Below are 22411 nucleotides of genomic sequence, written 5' to 3' on the forward strand. Positions count from 1 at the left end.
TTCCATCATCTGCTTGGACCTCTTCAGTCGCCGGTGCTTCCGGTGTTTCCACTGTCGGCTCTGTTCCTTCCTCTGCTATTGCTTCATCAGCTTCTGCAGTTCCATCATCTGCTTGGACCTCTTCAGTCGCCGGTGCTTCCGGTGTTTCCACTGTCGGCTCTGTTCCTTCCTCTGCTTCTACTGCTATTGCTTCATCAGCTTCTGCAGTTCCATCATCTGCTTGGACCTCATCAGTCGCCGGTGCTTCCGGTGTTTCCACTGTCGGCTCTGTTCCTTCCTCTGCTATTGCTTCATCAGCCTCTGCAGTTCCGTCATCTGTTTGGACCTCATCAGTCGCCGGTGCTTCCGGTGTTTCCACTGTCGGCTCTGTTCCTTCCTCTGCATCTACGTCGTCACCTTCTACAGTATCATCATCAACATTTTGCGGCTCATTATTATTAGTTTCATCTATATTAACAGGTTCGTCTGTATCACCATTCGTTGTGCCGGATTTACTTTTGGCTAACTCGCTAACCAGTTTACCTTTTTCAGGAGACCCTGGAAGACTTTTTGCTAATGAAGAGACTTCCTGACCATGATTTTTCACTTGTTCAATTACTTCTGGGTTAACGTCTGTTTTTTCAAGCTCTGCTGCAGAAATCGGTGCACCAGCAGCTAAAAAGGTTGCAGCCATCATTGATGTTGACATCACGAATGGAGCTACTTTCCTTGCCAATTTTTTATTTGTTCTCTTCGTTTCCATCTGTTTTTTATTCATTACTTCATCTCTCCTAACCGTATTTTGTTCTACTATAGGATGGATTTTTGGTAGTATCCGTTTTTCTCGCTGCACCTCCTATTTACTTGAGCATGTACTTTACCCAAATTTTCCTGCAGTACCATCACCTGCCTGTCTTACTATATCTAAGCTTTGTTACCATACCGTGTTACTTAATTTAAAAAAAATGACGGTTTCCTTACTGTATTATCGAAATTTGCAATAAATGAAATTTGTATGATTAAGACTGAAAGACTTTTATTCTAAAAAAATAACAACGCTTTTACCCTATTCCCACCAATATCTCCATAGATTACCTTTACCCGTAAAATTTGGAATCATTTTACCTAACCTTTCTTTACATATAAATCCAAGACATGAAAACTATTAAAGGAATATAACAATTAAATTTCCTTCCCATCTTGTTTCATATAAATTCGGCATACTTTCTACGCCTTAATTAATTATTAAAAATAACAAAAAGACAATTGTATCCATGTATATTTACATAGAAACACAATTGTCTTTTTCTACATCTATCGGAATGATTAATTTCAAACCCACTACAGGTAAAATGCATATTTCACCTATATAAGGAGAGTATGGCAAATACCATTCTTCACCAGTCGATACCACCCGAGCCTACGGTGATTGGAACTGGCTGAATGATTAAGGCAAGCACTAAAATACCTGTTATCAAAAAATTTTAAATTTATTAAAATATCTTCTTTTCTTCCTATATAATAGAAATATAACTAAATTTACAAAGTTATATAGGTTTCCATATATCTTTATCAATTCTAATACGTATAAAAAGTGGGGCTAAATTATGGACACACCTGTAAACCTTCATCAAATCCAGCTCTTTTGTTATGTTGTTGAGTATGGAAGTTACACACAGGCTGCTCAAATTCTTCATATGACACAGCCAGCCTTAAGTATGCAAATCAAATCGTTAGAAAATAGATTCGGGGCTAAGCTTTTTGTACGGAAAGGGAATAATATTGAACTAACGGAAGTCGGAGTCCTCGTTCATCAATATGCTTCCCAGCTGCTCAGCCTGGATAAGCAATTACGTTCTACCTTAAAAGAATTAATTTCTGGGGAGGCCGGTGAAATTGCCATTGGTAGTAACCGTCCCATCGGCCGATTCTTATTGCCAACACTCATTCTAAATTTCATGAAAAAATATCCAAAACTAGAAGTAACAACACACTATGATAATACAAAACAGATTTGCCAATACGTTTTAGAAGAGAAAATAAATGTTGGTTTTGTGATGTTTTCCAATGAACAAACTCCACCTCCAGGACTTGTCACCTACCTAATCCAGAAAGATCACTGGGTACTTGTATGTGCAACAGGCTCTGAATGGGCTGAATGGAATGGATCGATTCAAGATATTTTACGAAAAGCCCCATTAATTGGATCTCTGCCAAAAACTGCCCATGGTGAAATCATTGAGATCGAACTGCAAAAACTGGGGGTCAAACTAAACGAATGTAATATCTCTCTGCGACTGGATGAAATTGAATCAATCAAAATGGCAGTTATCTCCCAGTTAGGAATCGGCTTTCTTCCCCGTATGACAGTTGAACGGGAACTTAACAACGAAGAATTAATCGAAATATCCATAACAGATACCTATAAACCTGAAATAAATAATTATATGATCATGAAAGAAGATGTGTATTTGACGCCAACTATTAATACCTTTAAAAATTTTATTTTGGAAACAGTAGCTGAAACCTTTCAGTTGATCTAAATTTCACTAGTAAATCTGAAAAAATAAAAACAGCTGTTTGAAAGAATCATTCTCTCAATCAGCTGTTTTTATTTTACTTTACATATTCTTCTTCTGAATGTTCATTCCCACCGGATACCTTTGTTTTAGAAAACGTAATGAGCGGGTTCCAGCTGCCGGATGATTGAGCAGCTGCATAATAGACTGGAGACCAATCCTCATCAAGGAGACCAAACAACATCGCTAAATGTCTGCCGCCTGATTCAACTTTTGCCATACTTGAAAACTGTGGCAGCATATCATAAGCAGCACGATAATCTTTATCCATAATGAAATCAACAAACTGTTTATCCATTGCATGTTCAGCAAAAGTTGGCATATGATGTCTTCCACGGACTAAATTATGGGCAAGGGCACCACTTGCTACAAAAACGATCTTTTTATCAGATTCACGTAATACCTTCCCGATTACTTGACCCCATCTATATGTTTCTTCTAGATTTGCAGCCAACGTTACTGATAGATTAATTACGGGAATATCTTCATTTGGAACTAAATAACGCAGTGGAACAACTGTGCCATAATCCCAAACAAAATGTTCGTCATCCACGCCTTCTACTGAAAGATTGGCATCTTTGCCTGCTTGAACTAATTGGTTAGCCAGTTCACTATCACCAGGATAATTGTATGGAACATCTTTAATCAAATCCGGAGCCTCTTGAGCGGTAAGCAGCCCTTTATGTACAGGATAACAATCAACATAATGTGCAAAGGTGGAAGGCCAGTGACAAGAAACTAATACAATAGCATCCGTTTCAATTTGCGAAATTTCCTTCGCAACTTCCTTTAATCCATCTATAATTCCTTGTTGAAAGTCAGGTGCTTGGTCCTCGTGGCAAATACTTGGTACATGTGGCGCAATAACACTTAATTCAATTGACATGACATATCCTCCCTATCTCATTTCCTTTATCATTTAAAACACTTATTTGGTTTAACATCCTATTCTCCCATTGGTACCTTTACAAATCTGTATCAAAGGTTTGTTCTTGAATTCACATAAATCTACTTCTTTTTTACAGACTATTTATTTTAAAATTTTAAATATGTTTAATATTCAGTTAATTAATTGCGTACTGAATACTAATGTCAAAGTAATAAAATATCTTTCAACTTATTTATATATTATAAAACATCACTTACTATAAATCTAATAAGATTTATGATATATATCTATATAAAATTATTTATGATGCTAGTCAGACTATGAAAAGATCAATCGAGTTTACCTATTGAACATTCTAAATCGTTTACCCCAATAGTCACCAAGGCATCCCTATTATCACAAATAAAAGCCATGCTAATCCCGGACCAAAGGCGATGAATACGCCAGTAGTCATCATGAGCTGTCTGAAAAATACTCTTTCTTTTATCCCTTGTACATTGGCAAGTAAAATGGCACCTGCTGAAGAAAGCGGACTTAAATCAACGATACTAGACGAAGCCGAAATGGCTGATATTACATTGACGGATGAAAGATTAGGATCCATTAGAACTGGTTCTGCAATAGGAATAACAGAAGCCAAGAAACCAGTTGTTGATGCAAAAGCGGAAACAAATCCTCCTACGTAAGAAACGGCGAGTGTTGCTAAGACTGGATTTCCCATGTCCGCAATCATATCGGTAACGAATCTCATCACCCCTATTTTTTCCATCACTCCAACAAAGGTAACTATCCCTGTTACTAGAAAAATAACACCCCAAGGCATTACTTTCAGCACTTCATCCTGTTTACTAGGAGCTATTAAGGCCAGTACAAGCCCCACTAAAATCGCTGCAAAACCAAGATTCATATCAAACCCAATTGATAAAATTCCTAATGCTGCGATAGCCGCCAAGCAAATTACTTTATATAGATTTAAACCTTCTTTTTGTTCTGGTAATACATTAGCTGGCACTCCTAACGAAGCTACATATGGCAATCCGTTTAAATCCCGTTTTATTAAGCGAAGTCCGCCAAATAGTAGGAATGCGATTAAGGCTACAATACTAAAATAGATAAAACAATTTAGCAGCAAAAGTGCTGGAGAATGCTCCAGACCTCTCGTCTCCATGCCTCCGTTTACAATAACACCAAAAATATTTAATGGAGAGAACGATCCAGCCTGCATCCCCATAATAATCATGATGCTAATCATGAGCGGGCTAATTTGACATTTATGCGCAATTTTTAACGCAATGGGTCCTAATAAAGTAACCACGGCAATTCCATAGGTACCAACACTGGCCAGAACAGAACTTAATATAAACATAAGCCACGGTATTAGGACGAGTTTTCCATTTACTAGTTTCAAGCCCATATCTGCAATTAAATCAATGACACCACTCTTTTGAATAATCGCAAACATATAGGTTATTCCCACGATAAAAATAAACAGTTCCACTGGAAATACACTATACACATCCTCCAAGCTAAGATCACTAATCAGTATCCCAACGATAAAAGCAGCAGCGAGTCCTAAAACTCCAATATTGATTGGTAAGATTGCCCCTATGACGAATATTGCTAGTAGTACTAGAATAGCAATGATTTCTATACTCATAAAATTCACTCCTTTACTTTCTTGTGCTGTTGATCATGAATCATTCTTTTTCTGCCATAAAAAACGCTTTCATTTTGTTCTTGCCAGGATTCCTCCTTAAAATCGTTAGGCTAGATGTAACATATCAATCCTCCTAAATAGCCTGTGAATGATTATTTACATTAATAAAGTTAATATTATGAATATAGTGATAAATCTGTAATTTATTATATATTAGATAAGAACCATAAATCCAATTAATATTTCTTTATATATTTATATATTTAAATTCCAACAAGGATTCAATTTTCATGACTAATTGACACTTGTTGCAGGGGATAATAGATAAAACACCTACCCTCCATTCTTTTAGATAATCCATATTAGAAACAGCACGAACAGCTTCATACGTAACATGAACCACTCCTTTAGTGTTTAAAATCAAAAAAGTCAAGCTCACCTATTAACGAGGACATAAGTTAATAGGTGAGCTTGACTTTACTGCTATTGAATTAGGTAATACAAAAGGATGCTACTGAACTCATTCAACCATAAAATTAACCGTTTTTACCTGAGTATAGCTTAGGATTTCCTCCAGTCCTTCTTCAGAACCAATTCCGCTATTTTTATATCCTTGGTATGGGACACCGATGAAATGTCGTGAACTGCCATTCACCCACACAAATCCAGCCTCAATCCGATCAACAGTTTCAATAGCTGTAGGGAAATGATTCGTCCATATCGAGGCAGTGAGTCCATAAGGAAGCATATTTGCCTGTCTAATTACGTCCTCCTTTTCCTTCCAACGGATAATCGATAGTACAGGACCAAAGATTTCATCAGTAAAGATACTCATTTCCTCTGTTACATGGGTAAATACGGTCGGATTGACAAAGAATCCATCTTTAAACTTGTCTCCTTCTGGTTTCCCGCCGCCATAAATCAATTCGGCACCTTCTGCTTGACCTAATTCAATGTAACGCACCACCTTATCATATTGAGCCTGTGAAACAAGGCAGCCCATTTCTGTTTCCGGCTCAATTGGAAGACCTATTTTTAATTCTTTTATTCTATTAATTAATTTTGAAACAAACTCGTCATGAATATCTTCATGTAAAAATAAACGGGAAGTGGATCCGCAAGATTGTCCCTGACACCACATAAAGTTCATCCCGCGCACAGCACCTTCCACTGCCTTAGAAAGGTCGGCATCTGGGAAAACAATCATCGCATTTTTTCCGCCCAGTTCTAAAGAAAGGTGCTTAATGCCAACCTCTGCCGACGACTTTAAAACCGTTTTTCCCGTTTCCACACTTCCTATTAACGCAATTCGTTTTATATCTTTGTTCCGTACCAATTCATCACCAGTCGTTCTTCCGTCCCCTGTTATAATATTGACGACGCCTGCTGGTAAAAGCTCTTGGCATAGTTCCGCAAATAATAATGAAGAAAGCGGGCATTGATCAGGCGCTTTTAAAACAACAGTATTCCCTGCAATCAACGGAGCAATAATCTTAGATGCTGCGAACATAATCGGATGATTATAGGGAATAATCCTCCCAATCACTCCATACGGTTCTCTTTTAGTGAAATGCCAATTAGAACCACTTGATGGAATTGTTTCTCCTTTTAATTCAGTGACTAACCCAACAGTATATTCCATCATGTCTGCTGCCAATTGAACATCCGATACCATCGCTGAAACAGGGTTTCCTCCATCTATGGCATCTAGGACGGCATACTCATCAGCAAGCTTTTTAAATTCTTCAATTAACCCTTTTAATTTCTTTGCCCGCTCTAATGGAGGCACCTTTTTCCAAGACTCAAAAGCCTGCTTTGCAGCTTCAACGGCTAATTCAACATCTTCCTTTTGGGCAAACGGAATATCAGCAAGAAGTTCCCCAGTTGATGGACTATATGTTTCATATGTCGTACCGCTCTTGGAACCGACTAATTGACCGCCAATCAACATTTTCCACTCGCGATTTAATAGCCTCTCTTTTAATGCATGCCAATCAGTAGAATATGTAGAATTCATAGTACTGCTCATTTTTTTCCTCCTTAAAAATAATTAGTTCTCCATTAACAATTAAGTCTTAGAAAACAAATTTTATTCTTGTATTATTAAAGCCATAAAAAAACACCCCACTCTTTGTACTTCTGCCTATTAGCATTCAAGAATGAGGTGTTTATGATTATTAGTTAATGAACTTCTTTTACTAAATACTCTATTTTGAAACAGCAGGAACCGCTCCAGGAGGGAGACCTTCAAACGGATCTTGGATCACGTCGATAATAGCCGGCTTTCCTGATGAAATCGCACGATTTATGGCTCCATACAGCTGTTCAGACGTCTCCACTCTTTCACCATAGGCCCCTAATAATTCGGCATATGCGGCAAAATCGATATTGTTATAGTGAATGCCTACATATCTTTCATTATGGGCCGTCTTTTGCCGGTCTCGGGTATTCCCATAGCAAAAATTATTTAATACGAGATTTATCACAGGTATATTTTCTCGTACAGCAGTCTCTAGATCCTGTGCAACCATCCAAAATGCACCATCACCAGTTACATTGATAACCACTCGATCCGGGTTTGCTAATTGAATTCCCATGGCTGCGGGGAATCCCCAGCCCATCGACCCTCCTGCTGCTGCATAAAAACCTCCAGGTTGAAATTTTCCGTAGCGAGTCAGCCAAGGTCCAAACGTTGCAGCATCCTCAACAATGATAGGATTCTTCTCTTCTACGATTTCATTAATGACAGTCATAACAGCTGAAGATTCCACTGGAGAAACGTTTGATGGGATAGGTAAAGTTGTCTCATGATTATACTTAGGATAGAGACCTTGATACAATTCACGATTATGGATCTTTTCATTGACTGGACCCAGGTGATCAATGATGTTCCGTATCGTTTCCCGGGCATCACCTAAAAGACCAACATCTGGGACGTAAATCTTCCCTAATTCCTCCTCATCTACATCTATATGAATTAATTTGGTATTCTCTGATATTGTCGTCCATCTTTTTGTTGAGAATTCAGAAAAATGAACACCAACTGCTAGCACCAAGTCTGCCTTTTCAAGCATTTCCCAGCAAACAGGCGGGCATCCCGGCCCAACATTTCCAAAATAGAGTTCATGATCATTTGGAAACACATTAGGCTTTCTCCAAGTAGTCACAACAGGAGTGGAAAGTTGTTCCGCCAATTGTACCAGCTCTTCTGTTGCATTAGAAATGGCAACTCCTCCACCTGCTAAAATGACTGGATTTTTTGCCATTTCTAGTAAATTAGCTGCAACTGGAATTCTTTGAAGATCGACAACACGAGAATCTGTCCGATAAATAGGCCGATACGAAAAATCCGCCACTTCTTTTATTTGAACATCTAACGGTAAAGAGACTGCAACTGGTCTTGGTCTTCCAGAAAGGGCGGTTTTTACTCCCCTTTGTAACAATTCCGGAATCCTTTCTGTTTGGTGAATCTCCATTGACCATTTCGTGATTGGTTCAAAAAACTTAACCAAATCCATTTCTTCAAACGCATCTTTATAATAAACACTTTCGGAAACCTGTCCAAGCAAAGCCAATACAGGAACTGACTCAGCATATGCATTATGTACTCCAATGGTTAAATTGGCAGCTCCCGGACCTCTTGAAGCCATGCATACCCCAATTTCTCCTGTTGCTCTTGCAAATCCGTCTGCCATGAAGGCCGCTATCTGTTCATGACGAACGGAAATATAACGAATCTCTTCTTCATCAAATAACGCATCCAGTAAATGCATAATTGTTGTCCCGGGCAGACCAAAAATGTACTTTACCCCTTCCCGTTTTAACGTCTCGATAACCGCTTGTGCTCCATTCATGGAATCTCTCCACTCCTTCTTCCATTTATTATGCAAGCTGTCATCTCCTTTTAATTAACAGCAGCCTTATCAACAACAGGCACTTGATATCGTAAAAGTAATTCTTTTCTTTCTTTTGAGGATTGCAGTGCTTTAATACATACCTCTAAATTCGCTCTCGCCCAATGGCCGTCATGGACCGGCTTTTCCTGTTTCACAACAGCCCGGTACAGCTCTTCCAGCACATTTAACCGTCCCGTTTCTTTTTTCGAAATCGGAACCACATATTTCTTATCTTCCCCGTATACAAGCAATCCGTCCGGGTGCTGACGGATCACACCTTTTTCACAGCTGACAATCGTTAAGCCGAAGAAAGGATGGTGTTTTTCCGCTCCATCATAATTCTTCGCCCGTTTTCCACCATAGCCTGCTTCCGCTTTTATTGCAGCCTCCTGACTTTGCGACACGGCTGCTTTGATTGCTCTACGGGATGCAGCATATTGGGTAGCTTTTTGCAGCGGCCCGCCTTCCCCAATATCAAAGGTCAATTCTGTCGTATGGAAATGATCATAGCCATTATAGACAGCCGTTGCGGCAATACCATTTTCAAATTCTAAAAAGACCGTATGATTCCCTTCCGTTGGTCTTGCTGGATCATTTATCCCAGTTACAGCACGGACACTTCTTACTTTACCTCCGCCTAGTAGTCTGATGATATCAAATTGGTGGGCACCCTGCCGGTACGTTACACCGCCGCCAAGCTCTGTTTGAAGCTCTTCAGGTGTTCGCGGACGGTACAGCCAATCATTGTAATACCAATTGTGAATCATCGTTACTCTGCCAAGTTCCCCTCTTTCAATAATTTCTCTCATTTTCTGAATGGGAGGCTCGAAACTATGTGAATGACCGACAATCAGCTGGACGCCGTTTTCTTCTGCTGCACTTATCATTTCTTCTGCCTCTTCAAGAGTAACGGCTAATGGTTTTTCAACAATAATATGTTTTTTTGCTTCAGCAGCAATTTTTACATGATCTTTATGAAATTCAGTAGGTGTTGCTATATAAATCGCATCGATTGTTTGACTTTTACATAATTCGTCTATAGTAAAATAGGTTTCAGCCTGATAATCTTGAGCAAACTTTGCCAATCTTTCTTTATTCCTAGTAGCCACTCCTGCTAATCTTACATGTGGATGCTCCAGGATCGCGGGAATCATCGATGTACCGGCAATTCCAAGTCCTACAATTCCAATATTGACTATTCCATCTTGAACAGGCATCTCCAATCCCCCTTTTAAGCTAAATTATTTTTCAGCTTCTTGTAGCTTTTTCACATAATAACGCCATACCCATTTTGCATTAAACTTTGTACCAAGGTCAGGGAGTTCTGCAATATCTTCTTCAGAAATAGGTTCAGCTTCCCTTCCGGTTTTTGCCACTTCCAATGTGATTTTCGCTAATATATTAAAATTCAAGGCATTGATGGTCGCTTCCTCAATCGTTGCACCTGTTGCTGTAATGCCATGTCCTTTCATTAAACATATAGGCTTATCTCCCATTTCTTCCAGTAGAGGTGCCGCTAATTCGGGCCTTGTAACAAGGTAAGATCTTGGAAAAACAGGTACACCCTCTAAAGCCATCCGCATAGCAGGAATATTAAACGCGCCAAAGATTGGCCGTAATGGAAGATTTGTAATACCGCTGATTAACGCAGCTGGAGGATGGGCATGAATCACACAACCCACGTCCGGTCTAGCTTTCATGATTTCTCCGTGTATGGATAACTCTTTTGGAACCTGGTAGATTCCCTGGAGATCCTCACCGTTCCCATCAAAATCAACTCTTCTAATCGCATCAACAGTCGTGTAACGCACACCGTTTTCCTCTTCACCCCTGCAGCGAATTAACATCTCATTTGTACCAGGAATCCTTGCACTGACATGACCTAATGTTTCATCAACAAGGCCCTCCATTGCTAAAATTCTGCATGAAAGTGCTACCTTTTCTCTTAGTTCTGCTAATGATTCTGTCATTCATACCCCTCCTTTTTAACTGCTTGCCAGCTCTGGTGCAATAACGCGATTAATCTCGACTATTTCCCCAGTCCAAGAACATTCACTGCAATAGCAAAAATAAGCAATGTCGTCTGACACCCAGTATTCATTTAATAGACTTTTATGGTTCATTAGTGATTCTCCGCAATTGGGACAAAACTTGGGTTTAATCGTATATTCGTCATTCACAGCCAATGGTGATCCACTCCTTTAGTAGATAAGAAAAGGCAGTCCTATAAAGGGTTTGACAGCCACAATTCCCAATTAATCTCATACTCTATGGAATTGTTTTGTCTAACAACTCCCCATTGGACAGCCTCTTCACTCATTCTTATAGGTTAGAAGTAACCTTCCCACCTTTACAAATTTCAATTATTTCATCCAGGTTAGGGGCATAACGTGTATTCCAGTCTTTTGCTACTCCGGATAATAACCCGCCTTCACTAAACTTATTCTCTTCTTGAGGAAGCTCGATATTATTGTTGATTTCAGGATCACGAATGACACATTTTGGATCCTCCCCATTTTCCATTTTCTTCAATTCTCTTTGCAGCATTCGTCGATACATAATGATTCCTTTATCAGATGTTCCTAATCTTTCCGTTGTACGGTCAGCTATAGGTCCCTGAGTAATCCATGCCATCATATCCTGTCCGTCAATATAATCAACGACATACTTTCCATTTTCATCTGTAATCGGGCACTCGTAAGAAGAAATTGGATAATTCTCCGGTACTTCAACGCCTTCTTTCGGAACAAAGCATGTGTACCAAAAATGTAACGTCCTTTCATCATCCATTGGAACCCGGATCTGGAACGAATGGGCTCCGCTGTCACCTACACGAAGCATCGTCGGAAATACGATTGGATGACCGATTGCCCAATCTTCATTTTCTTCCGTCTGACCTTCTAGCACGCGTCTTTTTATAATTCCCCAATCAAATTCATCGAAGCCGATTTTCAAGTGGTGCTTCGTGATTTTCCATTCATCTTGCGGTCTTCCTTGTTGTTCAAAAACGTGCTCGAAATAATGTCCATGAAGCCATTCTAAGTGAGTTGGATCTAAAGAGTTTTCCATAATTTGAAGCCAGTTACAAGGAATAACAGCGAACCCAATTGTACGAATCACATTATCCTTCACAAATAAATCCCATTTTGGCAGCTCTGGTGCTGGAGCAGGTCCCATATAGGCAAACACTAATCCACCCAATTCTTTTACTTCATACCCGGCAATTTTAATTTTATTTTTAAAATTACTCGTTTCCGGTTCATTTGGCTGTTCTGTGCATTGACCTAAGCGATCATATAACCAGCCATGGTATTGACAGCGAATCCCACATTCTGTCGGAAAACCGTATTCAAGTGAAACTCCTCTATGTGCACATTTGTCACCGACCAATCCCAAATTATTTGATTTATCTCGGAATAGGACAAGATCTTCTCCAAGAAGTTTTACCTTTTTCGTTGTCCCAACTTTTTCGACCTCTGAACTTATCGCAATCGGATGCCAATATCTTCTTAATAATTCTCCCATTGATGTACCAGCACCAACCTGTGTCAAAGCTTTGTTTTGTTCTTGAGTTAACATCGTAATCCTCCTCATTTCTAATGGATACTTTTTTGAAAACATCAAATGTTCTGTAAATTAAATTGATTCTCTGTTGCTATTTATTAGTATTATTAACTTATTTATAGTATAAATTATAAATTGTTATAATTCTAATTAGTATTTTGATAGGTAGTTATATATAATAACTTATAACGTAATGTGCGAGAATTTCCAAACTATAAAATTACAAGAGAGATGCCACTTAATACAAGAACAATTCCTGCAAAGGTAACAGCCGTAACCTTTTCCTGATTTTTGAAAAGAAAATAACTGGCAGGTGTAACCAGCACCGGGGTCGAAAGTGTTATGAGATTGGCAATTGAAATCGGTATATAATGCATTGATGCAATAACTAATATTTGTGCAGTGATGGTAATACACCCGCTTATAGCAAACAACGTAATGCCAAGTGAATCCGCCTTCTTAAGCTCTAAGAAAAAATGCCTTGTGTGCTTATTTGTAACAGTATGTAAAATAAAACCTGCAAACGCCCCAAGGACACCGCCTAAAATAGGCTCTTGCCAGCTCTGAATAGCAACCCCTCTGACAATGTTTCCAAGTGCGTAGGACATAGAACTCAGAAAAGCCAGTAATATTCCAGATTGGATAAGCCACTTGATCGATACAACCTGCTTCAGTTGATTCTTAGTTGCCATCTGTTCCTGCCCTGCTGCAGCTTCCCGTTTGCCAGTAACTTGCGGAACATAGGAAACTAAAAACAATCCAAAAAGAATTAAAACAATAGCTGACACATCAATCCAATGTAATACTTCACCTAGAAATAACCAGGCAATGATGGTTGTAAATAACGGATTACTGGTTTGGAAGGCACTTGCCCTTGTCGGCCCAAGTTTGTCAATGGTTTCGAAGAAAAACCAGCGTCCCAAATAAGTACTAAATACCCCTCCCAGCAAAAATAGTAGAAATCCTTTTGTATTCCATTCGATATGACCCTGACTGAAAAATAATAGCTGAGTAACAAGCAATATGGAACCAAATAAAATATTCATCCCTACGGAAATGAGAAATCCTAGATTCATATTTACCCGAGATGAAGCTATTTTGGTAATGATAATATTGCTAGAAAACAAAACCAAGGCAAATATTGCTAACAATTCCCCCACATTTATTCCTCCTATTCACTACCTTTTAACTTGTTCTCCTCCTTTCTAACAATAAAGGGATTTTTCGAATCAGGGAAAGGAATGGATGACAACCGGTTATGTTGACTGTCATCCAATCAAGTTCCATTCAATCATTAAAAAATTTTATTTCAAAATACCTACTTCTTTATAAAATTTTTCTGCACCAGGATGCAATGGTGCTCCTGTTACATCAGCAATTGTATCTGCTGTCATTGCTTCAAATGATTTGTGTACTGTATATAGATAATCGAGGTTTTCATACATAGCCTTTGTAACATTGTATACCATTTCTTCGGATGCATCTGCACTTGTTACTAAAATAGTATCAATAGACACGGTTGGAATATCTTCTTTTACGAATGGATACGTGCCTGCCTTTATTGTGTACGGCTTCGCTTGTAATTCTTTTTCCAAATGTTTGATCGCAGTTTCAGACAACGGAAGTACTTTAATTGGCTTACTTGAATTTAATTCCATAAGATTTCCCGCTGGTGTAGGAAGCGGTGAAACTGAACCATCCATTTTATTATCTTTAATTTGATCATTCGCTTTTGAAACCGCGGTATACTGGATTTTCCCTCCATTTTTTTCAATTTCCTCATAACTAGAACCATATGCATTAAAAACAATTCGATTTGAGATTTCCATTGGTGAATCTTTTGTATTCACAGCCAATATAGCCGGTAGTTTTTCATCTACGATTTGTTCAATGGAATTAATCCCTGAATCTTCACTAACGCTGAAATGATATGGCATTGGATGCAGGAATGCAACTGTTCTCACTTTATCCATTTTTTTAGGATAGGGATCTTCCCCGTTATAAGCCCATTTTGCTGCCGCAGCACTGACTATCCCAAAATCAGCTTGTCCAGATATAACGGTCATGATATTTGCTCCATCCTGTCCTGGCTGATACGTAAATGTCGTATCAGGGTTTGTTCTCTTAATAGTTTCTCCAATTCCTTCCCCAATTGTACTCCACAAGCCGCCTGCAGAACCGCCGGCAATTGTCACTTTCATCGCAGCATTGTCATTTTCCTGTGCTGTACTTTTTTCTGTTTTTTCTCCGCCGCAGCCTGCAAGCAACATGATCGAAGTTGATAAAATAGCTAAGCCCTTTACAAGTTTCTTCATTAATTTTTCCCCCTATTAGTTGACTATCTTTTAGCACTGCCTGTAGTTTCGTGCTGAAGTAGATCGTGTTTTTACTCAGCCGCTTGCTCAAGTTGTATCTTTTGACCTTTAAAATCTTTGACAAACGCTGGAATTTTAGGAGCTAATACTAAACCAACTCCAATTAATCCAATAACGCTGGATAAAATATTTGGATAGATTAATAGAATGCCACTAGCGATAAGGATCAATCGTTCCCATTTTTTCAGCATTACCCCAAACCACCCCTCTAATCCTGCTGCTAACGTGATGACACCAATTGTGGCGGTAATGATCGCAATGACAATAGAAGTAGTCGAACCAATTAACAGTAAGGATGGGTCGTAAACAAACATAAATGGAATGATGAACGCAACCAATCCTAATCGACAGGCTAGAAACCCTATTTTCATTGGATTTGCATCTGCTATGGCAGCAGCAGCATACGCAGCTACAGCGACAGGAGGTGTGATAGCTGATAAACATGCATAATAAAGAATAAACAAATGTGCTTGCATCAGGTCAATTCCAACTTCAATCATAATGGGTGCAGCTAAAACAGCTGTTAATACATACGCAGCTGGAGTAGGCATCCCCATTCCGAATATAATACACACAAGCATTGTGACGAGCATGGTCATAAAGATACTTCCGCCGGACGCTGCATGAATTAGACTAGAGAATTTCCCTCCCAAACCAGTGACTTGAATGATACCAGCGACTACACCTGCAGCGGCACATACAGCAACTAATGGGGAGATTCTTGTTGTCGTTTCAATCATCGTTTGGAATAATTTCTTTGGCGTTAATCTTGTTTCTTTTTTAAAGTAACTAACAAGTATCGTAGCTACAGATGCTAGGATCGCACCCATTACAGGTGTTAAGCCTTGCTCAAGTGTGATAACTAAGACAAGAATCGGAATCATAAATTGACCCATTTCCTTCATAACACCCATAACCGTTGGTACCGTCTCATCATCATAACCAGCCATTTTTAACTTTTTTGCCTGGAAATGAACCTGACAAAAAATAGCTAAGTAGTATAATAACCCTGGAATTAAGGCTGCCATCGCGATAGTAGAATAAGAAATACCTGTCATTTCAGCCATTAGGAAAGCTGCAGAACCCATTACAGGCGGCAAGATACTTCCTCCCGTTGCAGCAGTAGCTTCAATCGCACCCGCATAAACTGGAGAGTACCCGACTTTTTTCATAGATGGGATTGTAAAAGAACCTGTTGTAGCAACATCAGCCGTTGGACTTCCTGAAATAGAACCATACAAACCGCTGGATATAACAGCAACCTTTGCCGGACCTCCGGCAACACGTCCAGTTAAAGCCTTTGATAATGCATAGAAGAAGTTCCCTCCACCTGATGCATTAAATAAATTTCCAAACAGTACAAAAAAGAAAACATATGTTGCTGCAACACTAGCAATTGAACCATAAACACCATTAACTGTATAAACCATTTGATCAACAAATTGCATTAGATTGTACTGTTCGTGACCAAACGTACCTGGGATCAGATGACCAAAAAATGCATATAGCACTAAAACGCTTACAATCACTAACATTCCAAATCCCAATGTTCTTCTCGTTACCTCAAATACTATGAATAACGTGATCGAACCAACAATGATTTCCATCATGGTTAACGGATCTGCTAATGGCCAGCGGGTAAGAAAACGATCAGAATAAGTGATCATAAATACACCAACTCCGATAAGTGCAAATGAAATGGCAATATCGTAAACCGGGACCTTATTCCCCTTTTTTGTTCCATTAAATGAAAATACTAGAAACGTAATCGCTAACATAAAAGTAATAAAAATGGAATTATGTAGGAATGGATCCATAGCCGAGAATAGTATTACATAGAATTGGAATATAGTAATTCCAATAATCAGCAATAGCAAAAATTTTCTTAGCCACCCCTCAGGCTCCCTGATAGAACCAGTACTGAACAATGATCCGAGTATTCCTTTCATATACAGCCTCCTTAAATATAAAATGATAGTTAATTTTCTTAATATTAATCCTAGATATTGATAAAATATTAAGAAAATTCTTAATATATTTGAATTATAAGACAACATAATATCTATTACAAATAACGAATTTAACACTATCTATATAGTATTATATATGACCTTTAACTTTTTATTTGAAATTCATTGAATGACAAGAGATTTTACAGAAAGCACCCATCCTAACATTACATATAAACAAAAGCGCTCCTGATACGATACATGTATAAAATAAAATGCCCTTGAACAATTTCGCAAACAAAAACACACCAACTACAAAAGTTTTGGTGTGTTTATTTACTTCGTTTATAAAAAGTAGCTGGAAACATGAAGCCTCGCATTACGATGCGTTTCTCGTCATTTTCCACATTCTTTTAGTTTCACACGATAATACCTCATACCTTTTGGAATTCCCTTTATCTCAAAAACTCCGTTATATAGTAAATGCCGGAGTCTGTATTCTAAAAAGGCATCCCCAACATGATTGTCTATGTGACCGTACACTTCACCAATTAATCTTGCTGATTTCATAAAATCAGGCTTCACTTGCTTGTTATGTAGTTTTTGGGCAGTTGCAATCATTAGTTGATCGAAATAATCTTCATTTACGGCTTTAATTTTCTTATTCTCCCAAATCCGTACTACCTCAAAGGATCACCTTTCCGTACATAATAATTAAAATAATTATAACATTTATTCTCTCACATCCTTGCTTACCTAGCTTCCAATAATGAATAAGAGGCCATTTTTCATAGTTTCTTCTTCACCAAACCTTTATTAAAATACATTTCATTGCACTGTACATTTCTATCGGATAGTCCTAACAATTTTGGGGAAAATAAACAAAAACATTTCAAAATGGTGGGACCTATGGCTAATTTTTTCAAAAACGGAATAAGCAAACGGAAGAAAAACCAATCAGAAGATCACATAAGTGACGGAAGTACGAAACAAGAAAAACAGAATGTTGATGACTGGGAAAAGGAACTCACCAAATCAAATGATTATAAAAAAACCTTTTATTTCAATCAGAATTCGGGAATAAAATTCTATTTTACGTTTATATCTACACTTGTTGACGATAAAGTACTGGACGACAATGTCCTTCCCTATTTACTTGGGGATGACTTTTATAAAATAGACGATGTGAAAAAGCTTCTTCCCATTCCCGATGTAATGGTATCAAGCAACACAGCTGATATCCCACAAATGCTGCTTGAAGGCTATATCATGCTGACGATTGATGGAGATACAAGTGAGTTTGCCTTCATCTCCTCACAGAAACAGGTTGGCCGATCCGTTACGTCCCCTGAAATTGAATTTAGCGTTGTGGGTCCAAAGGTAGCCTTTGTCGAGTCGATAGAGCAAAACATGAACATGATTAGAAGGCGTTTACCGGTTAAGGAACTAATAGCTGAAGAATTCCTTGTCGGTAAATTATCAAGAACGAATGTAATGGTTCTATATATTGATGGGATTACAAACGAAGAAATTATTAACACCGTCAAGCAGCGAATCGGCGATATCGAAAAGGATGAAATTGCTGACAGCTCCTATTTTACACAGATTATCTCAGATAATGGGAATTCTCCTTTTCCACAGCTGCTTGATACGGAAAGGCCTGACCGTGTCGCGGCCAGCCTGGCTGAAGGAAAAATTGTGATTTTAGTAGATGGTTCGCCGCATGCATTAATCGGCCCAACCTCATTGACGGAGTTTTTCAACTCCTTCGAGGATTATTTCCTGAACTGGATTCTCGCTTCCTTTATCAGGATGATTCGTCTATTTGCGGTCATATTTTCGATTATGATTACACCTATGTATGTTGCTTTAACTAGTTATCACTATGAATTAATCCCAAAGGACTTATTAAGTACATTAATTATCTCAAGACGGGTTGTCCCTTTCCCTCCTATTCTGGAAGCATTGTTTTTAGAAATAACCATTGAACTGCTAAGGGAAGCAGGAGCACGGCTGCCTACCAAGGTCGGACAAACAATCGGTATCGTGGGCGGTATTGTCATCGGAACAGCATCCGTTGAAGCTGGACTTACAAGTAATGTTCTATTAATTTTTATCGCGCTTTCAGCCTTGGCGTCCTTTACAACACCTGTCTATCAGATGAGTAACACGATCCGGTTATTGCGTTTCCCATTCCTTTTAATGGCCGAAAAATGGGGATTACTTGGGATCACGATCGCGTTATGTTTTTTACTTATCCATTTACTGCGCCTTACCTCTTTGGGATTTCCTTTTATGGAACCAATATTTCCATTAAGATTGAGTGACTTTAGGGATGCCCTGTTTCGACTTCCATTTAAAAGTCAAGCGAATCGTCCACAATTCTTGAGAACCGATGATTCTAACCGGTTTAGTAAAGAAAAGGCATCAAGTAAGAAAGATATTGATGAATGATTTCGGAAAGGGGTGAAAGGAATGTTGCAGGGATCCGTTCAAGAAAGAATGAAAATCTCACCGTATATGGCAGCCTATGCAATTGTTGCCATGCAAACAGGCATGGGTGTCCTAAGTTACCAACAAGTCCTTGTAAAGGATGCTGGACATGATGCCTGGATTTCCATTATTGGTGCAGGACTTACCGTCCATCTCCTTGTATGGATGATGTATAGAATTTGCGAAACGGTTGAGGGCGATGTCCTATATGCCAATGTCTATTTATTTGGAAAAGTCATTGGCAACAGTGTCAATACTCTGTTCATTTTCTATTATATCATCTATTGTCTTGGATCACTGGGCGGTCTAATTGAAATCATTCGCACATGGATGTTTAATGATTTAAACCCATTTGTGTTTGCTGCCATCTATTTACTATTAGGGATTTATATTGTTTATGGCGGGTTCAGAACAGTTGCAGGAATTTCCTTTTTAGGACTTGTCATTCCCTCCTATTTGGCGTTGTCCTTTTTAATTCCCTTAAAATATGGACATTTTTCAAATTTGCTCCCTGTATTAGACCATACTCCAATGGAATTAGTAAAAAGTGGGTACAATATGATTTTTTCCTTTCTGGGCTATGGCATTTTATTATTCTTTTACCCTTTCATAAAGAACCCGAAGCAGTCAAAAAAGTGGGTTCATATCGGGATTTTAGGAACTACCTTTATTTATACCGCTTTGGCGGTCGTCACTTTTGCTTATTTCCCTGAAGGTTTGCTCGAAAGATCCATTTGGCCCACATTAGAGATGTGGAAAATTGTTCGACTGCCATTTATTGAAAGATTTGAGTATTTAGGAATTGCGAATTGGGCGCTCATCATGCTCCCAAATGTCGCGATTGCCTTATGGTGTGCCAGCCGGGTAGCGAAACGAGTGTATCATTTCAATCAACGAAAAGCAGTCATTGTTATAGCATGTGTGTGTGTAATTTTCGTATCACTGCTACAATCAAGGGATCGGATGAATATCCTTTTTGATTTACATTCAAAAGCTGGCCTTGCATTAGCTTATTTTTATACTCCTATTCTCTACTTAGGACTGCTCATTAAAAAGAAGGTGAAAGCAAAGTGAAGAAGTTTCGCTTCATCATCATTCTATGCTTATGTAGTTTGTTCTTGGTTGGAAACGTCCAAAAAAGAGTCATTGATGATGTAAATATCGCAACCGGCTTCGGTATTGAAAAGAGTGATGGACAATTATATGGAAGTATCATGATACCCGTATTTAAGGCTGACAAGTCCATTGGTAATTTTACCTTTACTGCCAAGGGAAAAATCCCGAGGGACTTGGTATCCGAAATGCAGAAAACAGCATCCCAACCGATTGTCGGTGGAAGCCTGGATGTCGCTTTTTTTGGGGAAGACTTAGCACGGGAGGGGATCATCCAAGTACTTGATGTTTTTCTACGTGATCCGACCATCGGCGCAAGGCTGAATTTAGCTGTAGTAGATGGGAAAGTAGATGAGATTTTTAAGGGGAATTATGGTGATCGCGGGAATCATGAGTACCTAAGACAGCTATTAGAACAGAATATGAAAGTACATAATTTACCTTTAACAAATCTCCATTTCTTTTTAGCTGACTTTTACGAGGAAGGGAAGGATGCTTATTTACCTATGCTGAAGAAAACAAAGAATGATTTAGTTAGTATAATAGGAATCGCTCTTTTTAAAGATGAAAAGCTTGTCGACATTCTCCATGAGAATAAAATGTTCTACTTTAAGCTCCTCGTTGATAAACATACACAGGGTTCAGTCATGGTAAAAGAAAAGCATGGTGACGCCAGTGTCAAAAGTATTAGCTCTAAGCATAAGATTAAAATACTAAATAGGAATCCTTACAAATTTGGCGTGCATTTAAAAATAAAAGGATTTCTTACCGAGCATCAAGGCGGGAACCTAAAGAAGAGTGAAGTAGAAGATCTTGAAAAACAATTAGAAAAACAAATTGTCGAGGAATGCACCACAATGATCGAAGATTTTCAAAGGAAAGAAATCGACCCCGTTGGCTTTGGCCGCATTGCTCAAACAAGAACGCGTAATTTTGATTTTAAAAAATGGCAAGAGAAATATAAAAGTGCTCAATTTAACATTACCGCAGATGTTGAGATTGTTCAGATTGGAGTTATCAAGTAAAAGTGCCAGGCACCATCCAGAAAATGGATGGTGCCTGGCACCTTTTTTGCACTTATTCTTCCTGCTTCTTCTTTGCATCAAGCAGCTGCTGCATGAGCTGTTTCCGGCGATAGCTGGTACTCACCTCAATCTTAATGCATTCATCAAATGACACCCTATCAAATATCCGGTCCACAATTCTGGATGTATAGGTTTTATCTAAATCCAGCGGATCGATGTTGCTCGTAAAAATAGTACATTTCCCCATCCGGCTATTTAGAATAGAAAACAGGCGTTCCTGTACCCATTGATTATTGAACTCCGCACCTAAATCATCAATGATTAACAGCTCTACATCCTGAAGAACATTTAAAAACTCACTTTCAGTTTCATCACTTTTCTTTGACCATGTATCCTTGATGATGCGCATGATCTTGTCCATTTCCAAATAGATCGAAGTAAATCCTTTTTTTCTAATTTCCTTATGGATTCCCATGGCCAAGTGACTTTTTCCTACACCGACATCACCATAAAAATAGAGCTTCATACCCTTTTTCGGATCGAAGTTACTGACATACTCAATGGATTTCTTTAATGCCTCGAATTGGGATTGGTCTTGTCCATAATCAAAATTCTTCAACGTTGCATGCTCTAAGTCTGGGTTTTGGGTCGTATACTTGTCATATTTCTGCACTTTTATTTCAAGATATTTATTTTGTGCTTCTTTGGCGATATCACATAGACATTCAGTCCATTGTGTATGGACCGTCTTTGTGCCATCCTTGGCGATTTTGGTTGTTTCTCTTAGTTCAAGTGTTTCGTTTCCATGCGGGCATAGCTTTGTCTCCAAAATTCTTTGACTGAATCTTGTGTGGCCATACCCATCATTTAATAGGTCTTTTAGACTTTTCAA

Annotated in this window: 17 protein-coding genes and 1 pseudogene; 4 read left to right on the top strand and 14 right to left on the bottom strand. The window is 38.6% G+C overall.

What is annotated here, in order from left to right; genetic code table 11:
* Positions 1 to 757: pseudogene (locus ACHUFV_RS17210) on the bottom strand (hypothetical protein); the annotation flags it as partial.
* 829 nt (positions 758 to 1586) lie between these two features.
* Between ACHUFV_RS17210 and ACHUFV_RS17215 the strand changes: the two are divergent.
* Entirely contained in the window at positions 1587 to 2522 is a 936-nt protein-coding gene (locus tag ACHUFV_RS17215; protein WP_394236279.1) for a LysR family transcriptional regulator, read from the top strand.
* Positions 2523 to 2595: 73 nt separating this feature from the next.
* Here the strand turns inward: ACHUFV_RS17215 and ACHUFV_RS17220 are convergent, their stop codons facing one another.
* The 12 genes from ACHUFV_RS17220 to ACHUFV_RS17275 all read right to left on the bottom strand — a co-directional run bounded on the left by ACHUFV_RS17220 (position 2596) and on the right by ACHUFV_RS17275 (position 17563).
* Positions 2596 to 3444, bottom strand: a complete 849-nt coding sequence (locus tag ACHUFV_RS17220) for a DODA-type extradiol aromatic ring-opening family dioxygenase (RefSeq protein WP_394236281.1) — start codon at positions 3442 to 3444, stop codon at positions 2596 to 2598.
* A 379-nt stretch (positions 3445 to 3823) separates the two neighbouring features.
* Positions 3824 to 5104: an SLC13 family permease gene (locus tag ACHUFV_RS17225; RefSeq protein ID WP_394236283.1), complete on the bottom strand. Its 1281-nt coding sequence runs from the start codon at positions 5102 to 5104 to the stop codon at positions 3824 to 3826.
* 520 nt (positions 5105 to 5624) lie between these two features.
* Positions 5625 to 7133: an aldehyde dehydrogenase family protein gene (locus ACHUFV_RS17230; RefSeq protein WP_394236285.1), complete on the bottom strand. Its 1509-nt coding sequence runs from the start codon at positions 7131 to 7133 to the stop codon at positions 5625 to 5627.
* Between the two features lie 178 nt (positions 7134 to 7311).
* Positions 7312 to 8994 carry a thiamine pyrophosphate-binding protein gene (locus tag ACHUFV_RS17235; protein ID WP_394236286.1) on the bottom strand — a complete coding sequence of 561 codons (1683 nt, stop codon included), beginning with the start codon at positions 8992 to 8994 and terminating at the stop codon, positions 7312 to 7314.
* Between the two features lie 14 nt (positions 8995 to 9008).
* Positions 9009 to 10217, bottom strand: coding sequence for a Gfo/Idh/MocA family protein (locus ACHUFV_RS17240; protein ID WP_394236288.1), 1209 nt, complete (start codon positions 10215 to 10217; stop codon positions 9009 to 9011).
* 24 nt (positions 10218 to 10241) lie between these two features.
* Positions 10242 to 10970 (bottom strand): 3,4-dihydroxyphthalate decarboxylase, encoded by a 729-nt coding sequence (phtC, locus tag ACHUFV_RS17245; protein WP_394236289.1) that lies wholly within the window; start codon positions 10968 to 10970, stop codon positions 10242 to 10244.
* Positions 10971 to 10985: 15 nt separating this feature from the next.
* A complete protein-coding gene (locus tag ACHUFV_RS17250) occupies positions 10986 to 11123 on the bottom strand; it encodes a hypothetical protein (RefSeq protein ID WP_394236291.1) in 138 nt (45 codons plus the stop codon).
* Between the two features lie 199 nt (positions 11124 to 11322).
* A complete protein-coding gene (locus ACHUFV_RS17255; RefSeq protein WP_394236293.1) occupies positions 11323 to 12579 on the bottom strand; it encodes a Rieske 2Fe-2S domain-containing protein in 1257 nt (418 codons plus the stop codon).
* Between the two features lie 197 nt (positions 12580 to 12776).
* Positions 12777 to 13724 (bottom strand): DMT family transporter, encoded by a 948-nt coding sequence (locus ACHUFV_RS17260; protein ID WP_394236295.1) that lies wholly within the window; start codon positions 13722 to 13724, stop codon positions 12777 to 12779.
* A gap of 144 nt (positions 13725 to 13868) precedes the next feature.
* Positions 13869 to 14879, bottom strand: a complete 1011-nt coding sequence (locus tag ACHUFV_RS17265; protein ID WP_394236297.1) for a TAXI family TRAP transporter solute-binding subunit — start codon at positions 14877 to 14879, stop codon at positions 13869 to 13871.
* Between the two features lie 71 nt (positions 14880 to 14950).
* Complete coding sequence (locus ACHUFV_RS17270; protein ID WP_394236299.1) at positions 14951 to 16888, bottom strand: TRAP transporter permease; 1938 nt, start codon at positions 16886 to 16888, stop codon at positions 14951 to 14953.
* Between the two features lie 396 nt (positions 16889 to 17284).
* Positions 17285 to 17563: a DUF3658 domain-containing protein gene (locus ACHUFV_RS17275; RefSeq protein ID WP_394236572.1), complete on the bottom strand. Its 279-nt coding sequence runs from the start codon at positions 17561 to 17563 to the stop codon at positions 17285 to 17287.
* A gap of 234 nt (positions 17564 to 17797) precedes the next feature.
* Here ACHUFV_RS17275 and ACHUFV_RS17280 point away from each other — a divergent pair, with 234 nt between their 5' ends.
* Genes ACHUFV_RS17280 through ACHUFV_RS17290 form a run of 3 tightly spaced genes read left to right on the top strand, consistent with a single transcriptional unit; the run spans position 17798 to position 21519 of the window.
* On the top strand, positions 17798 to 19342 hold the full coding sequence (locus ACHUFV_RS17280) for a spore germination protein (RefSeq protein ID WP_394236300.1): 1545 nt from the start codon (positions 17798 to 17800) through the stop codon (positions 19340 to 19342).
* Between the two features lie 48 nt (positions 19343 to 19390).
* Entirely contained in the window at positions 19391 to 20455 is a 1065-nt protein-coding gene (locus ACHUFV_RS17285) for a GerAB/ArcD/ProY family transporter (RefSeq protein ID WP_394236302.1), read from the top strand.
* Complete coding sequence (locus ACHUFV_RS17290; RefSeq protein WP_394236304.1) at positions 20452 to 21519, top strand: Ger(x)C family spore germination protein; 1068 nt, start codon at positions 20452 to 20454, stop codon at positions 21517 to 21519. The genes ACHUFV_RS17285 and ACHUFV_RS17290 overlap by 4 nt, the downstream gene beginning before the upstream one ends.
* A 52-nt stretch (positions 21520 to 21571) precedes the next feature.
* Here ACHUFV_RS17290 and ACHUFV_RS17295 read toward each other — a convergent pair whose 3' ends face one another.
* The gene (locus ACHUFV_RS17295; protein ID WP_394236305.1) at positions 21572 to 22411 is read right to left on the bottom strand and encodes an ATP-binding protein; all 840 of its coding nucleotides are present in this window, start codon (positions 22409 to 22411) and stop codon (positions 21572 to 21574) included.

This window comes from Niallia oryzisoli, from assembly GCF_043641075.1.
Lineage (GTDB): Bacteria > Bacillota > Bacilli > Bacillales > Cytobacillaceae > Bacillus_BD > Bacillus_BD oryzisoli_A.

Bases quoted from the DNA above. Each gene is read 5' to 3' on its own strand.
- ACHUFV_RS17215 (WP_394236279.1), top strand. From the start codon at position 1,587: ATGGACACACCTGTAAACCTTCATCAAATCCAGCTCTTTTGTTATGTT.
- ACHUFV_RS17220 (WP_394236281.1), bottom strand. From the start codon at position 3,444: ATGTCAATTGAATTAAGTGTTATTGCGCCACATGTACCAAGTATTTGC.
- ACHUFV_RS17225 (WP_394236283.1), bottom strand. From the start codon at position 5,104: ATGAGTATAGAAATCATTGCTATTCTAGTACTACTAGCAATATTCGTC.
- ACHUFV_RS17230 (WP_394236285.1), bottom strand. From the start codon at position 7,133: ATGAGCAGTACTATGAATTCTACATATTCTACTGATTGGCATGCATTA.
- ACHUFV_RS17240 (WP_394236288.1), bottom strand. From the start codon at position 10,217: ATGCCTGTTCAAGATGGAATAGTCAATATTGGAATTGTAGGACTTGGA.
- phtC (WP_394236289.1), bottom strand. From the start codon at position 10,970: ATGACAGAATCATTAGCAGAACTAAGAGAAAAGGTAGCACTTTCATGC.
- ACHUFV_RS17250 (WP_394236291.1), bottom strand. From the start codon at position 11,123: ATGAACCATAAAAGTCTATTAAATGAATACTGGGTGTCAGACGACATT.
- ACHUFV_RS17255 (WP_394236293.1), bottom strand. From the start codon at position 12,579: ATGTTAACTCAAGAACAAAACAAAGCTTTGACACAGGTTGGTGCTGGT.
- ACHUFV_RS17265 (WP_394236297.1), bottom strand. From the start codon at position 14,879: ATGAAGAAACTTGTAAAGGGCTTAGCTATTTTATCAACTTCGATCATG.
- ACHUFV_RS17270 (WP_394236299.1), bottom strand. From the start codon at position 16,888: ATGAAAGGAATACTCGGATCATTGTTCAGTACTGGTTCTATCAGGGAG.
- ACHUFV_RS17280 (WP_394236300.1), top strand. From the start codon at position 17,798: ATGGCTAATTTTTTCAAAAACGGAATAAGCAAACGGAAGAAAAACCAA.
- ACHUFV_RS17285 (WP_394236302.1), top strand. From the start codon at position 19,391: ATGAAAATCTCACCGTATATGGCAGCCTATGCAATTGTTGCCATGCAA.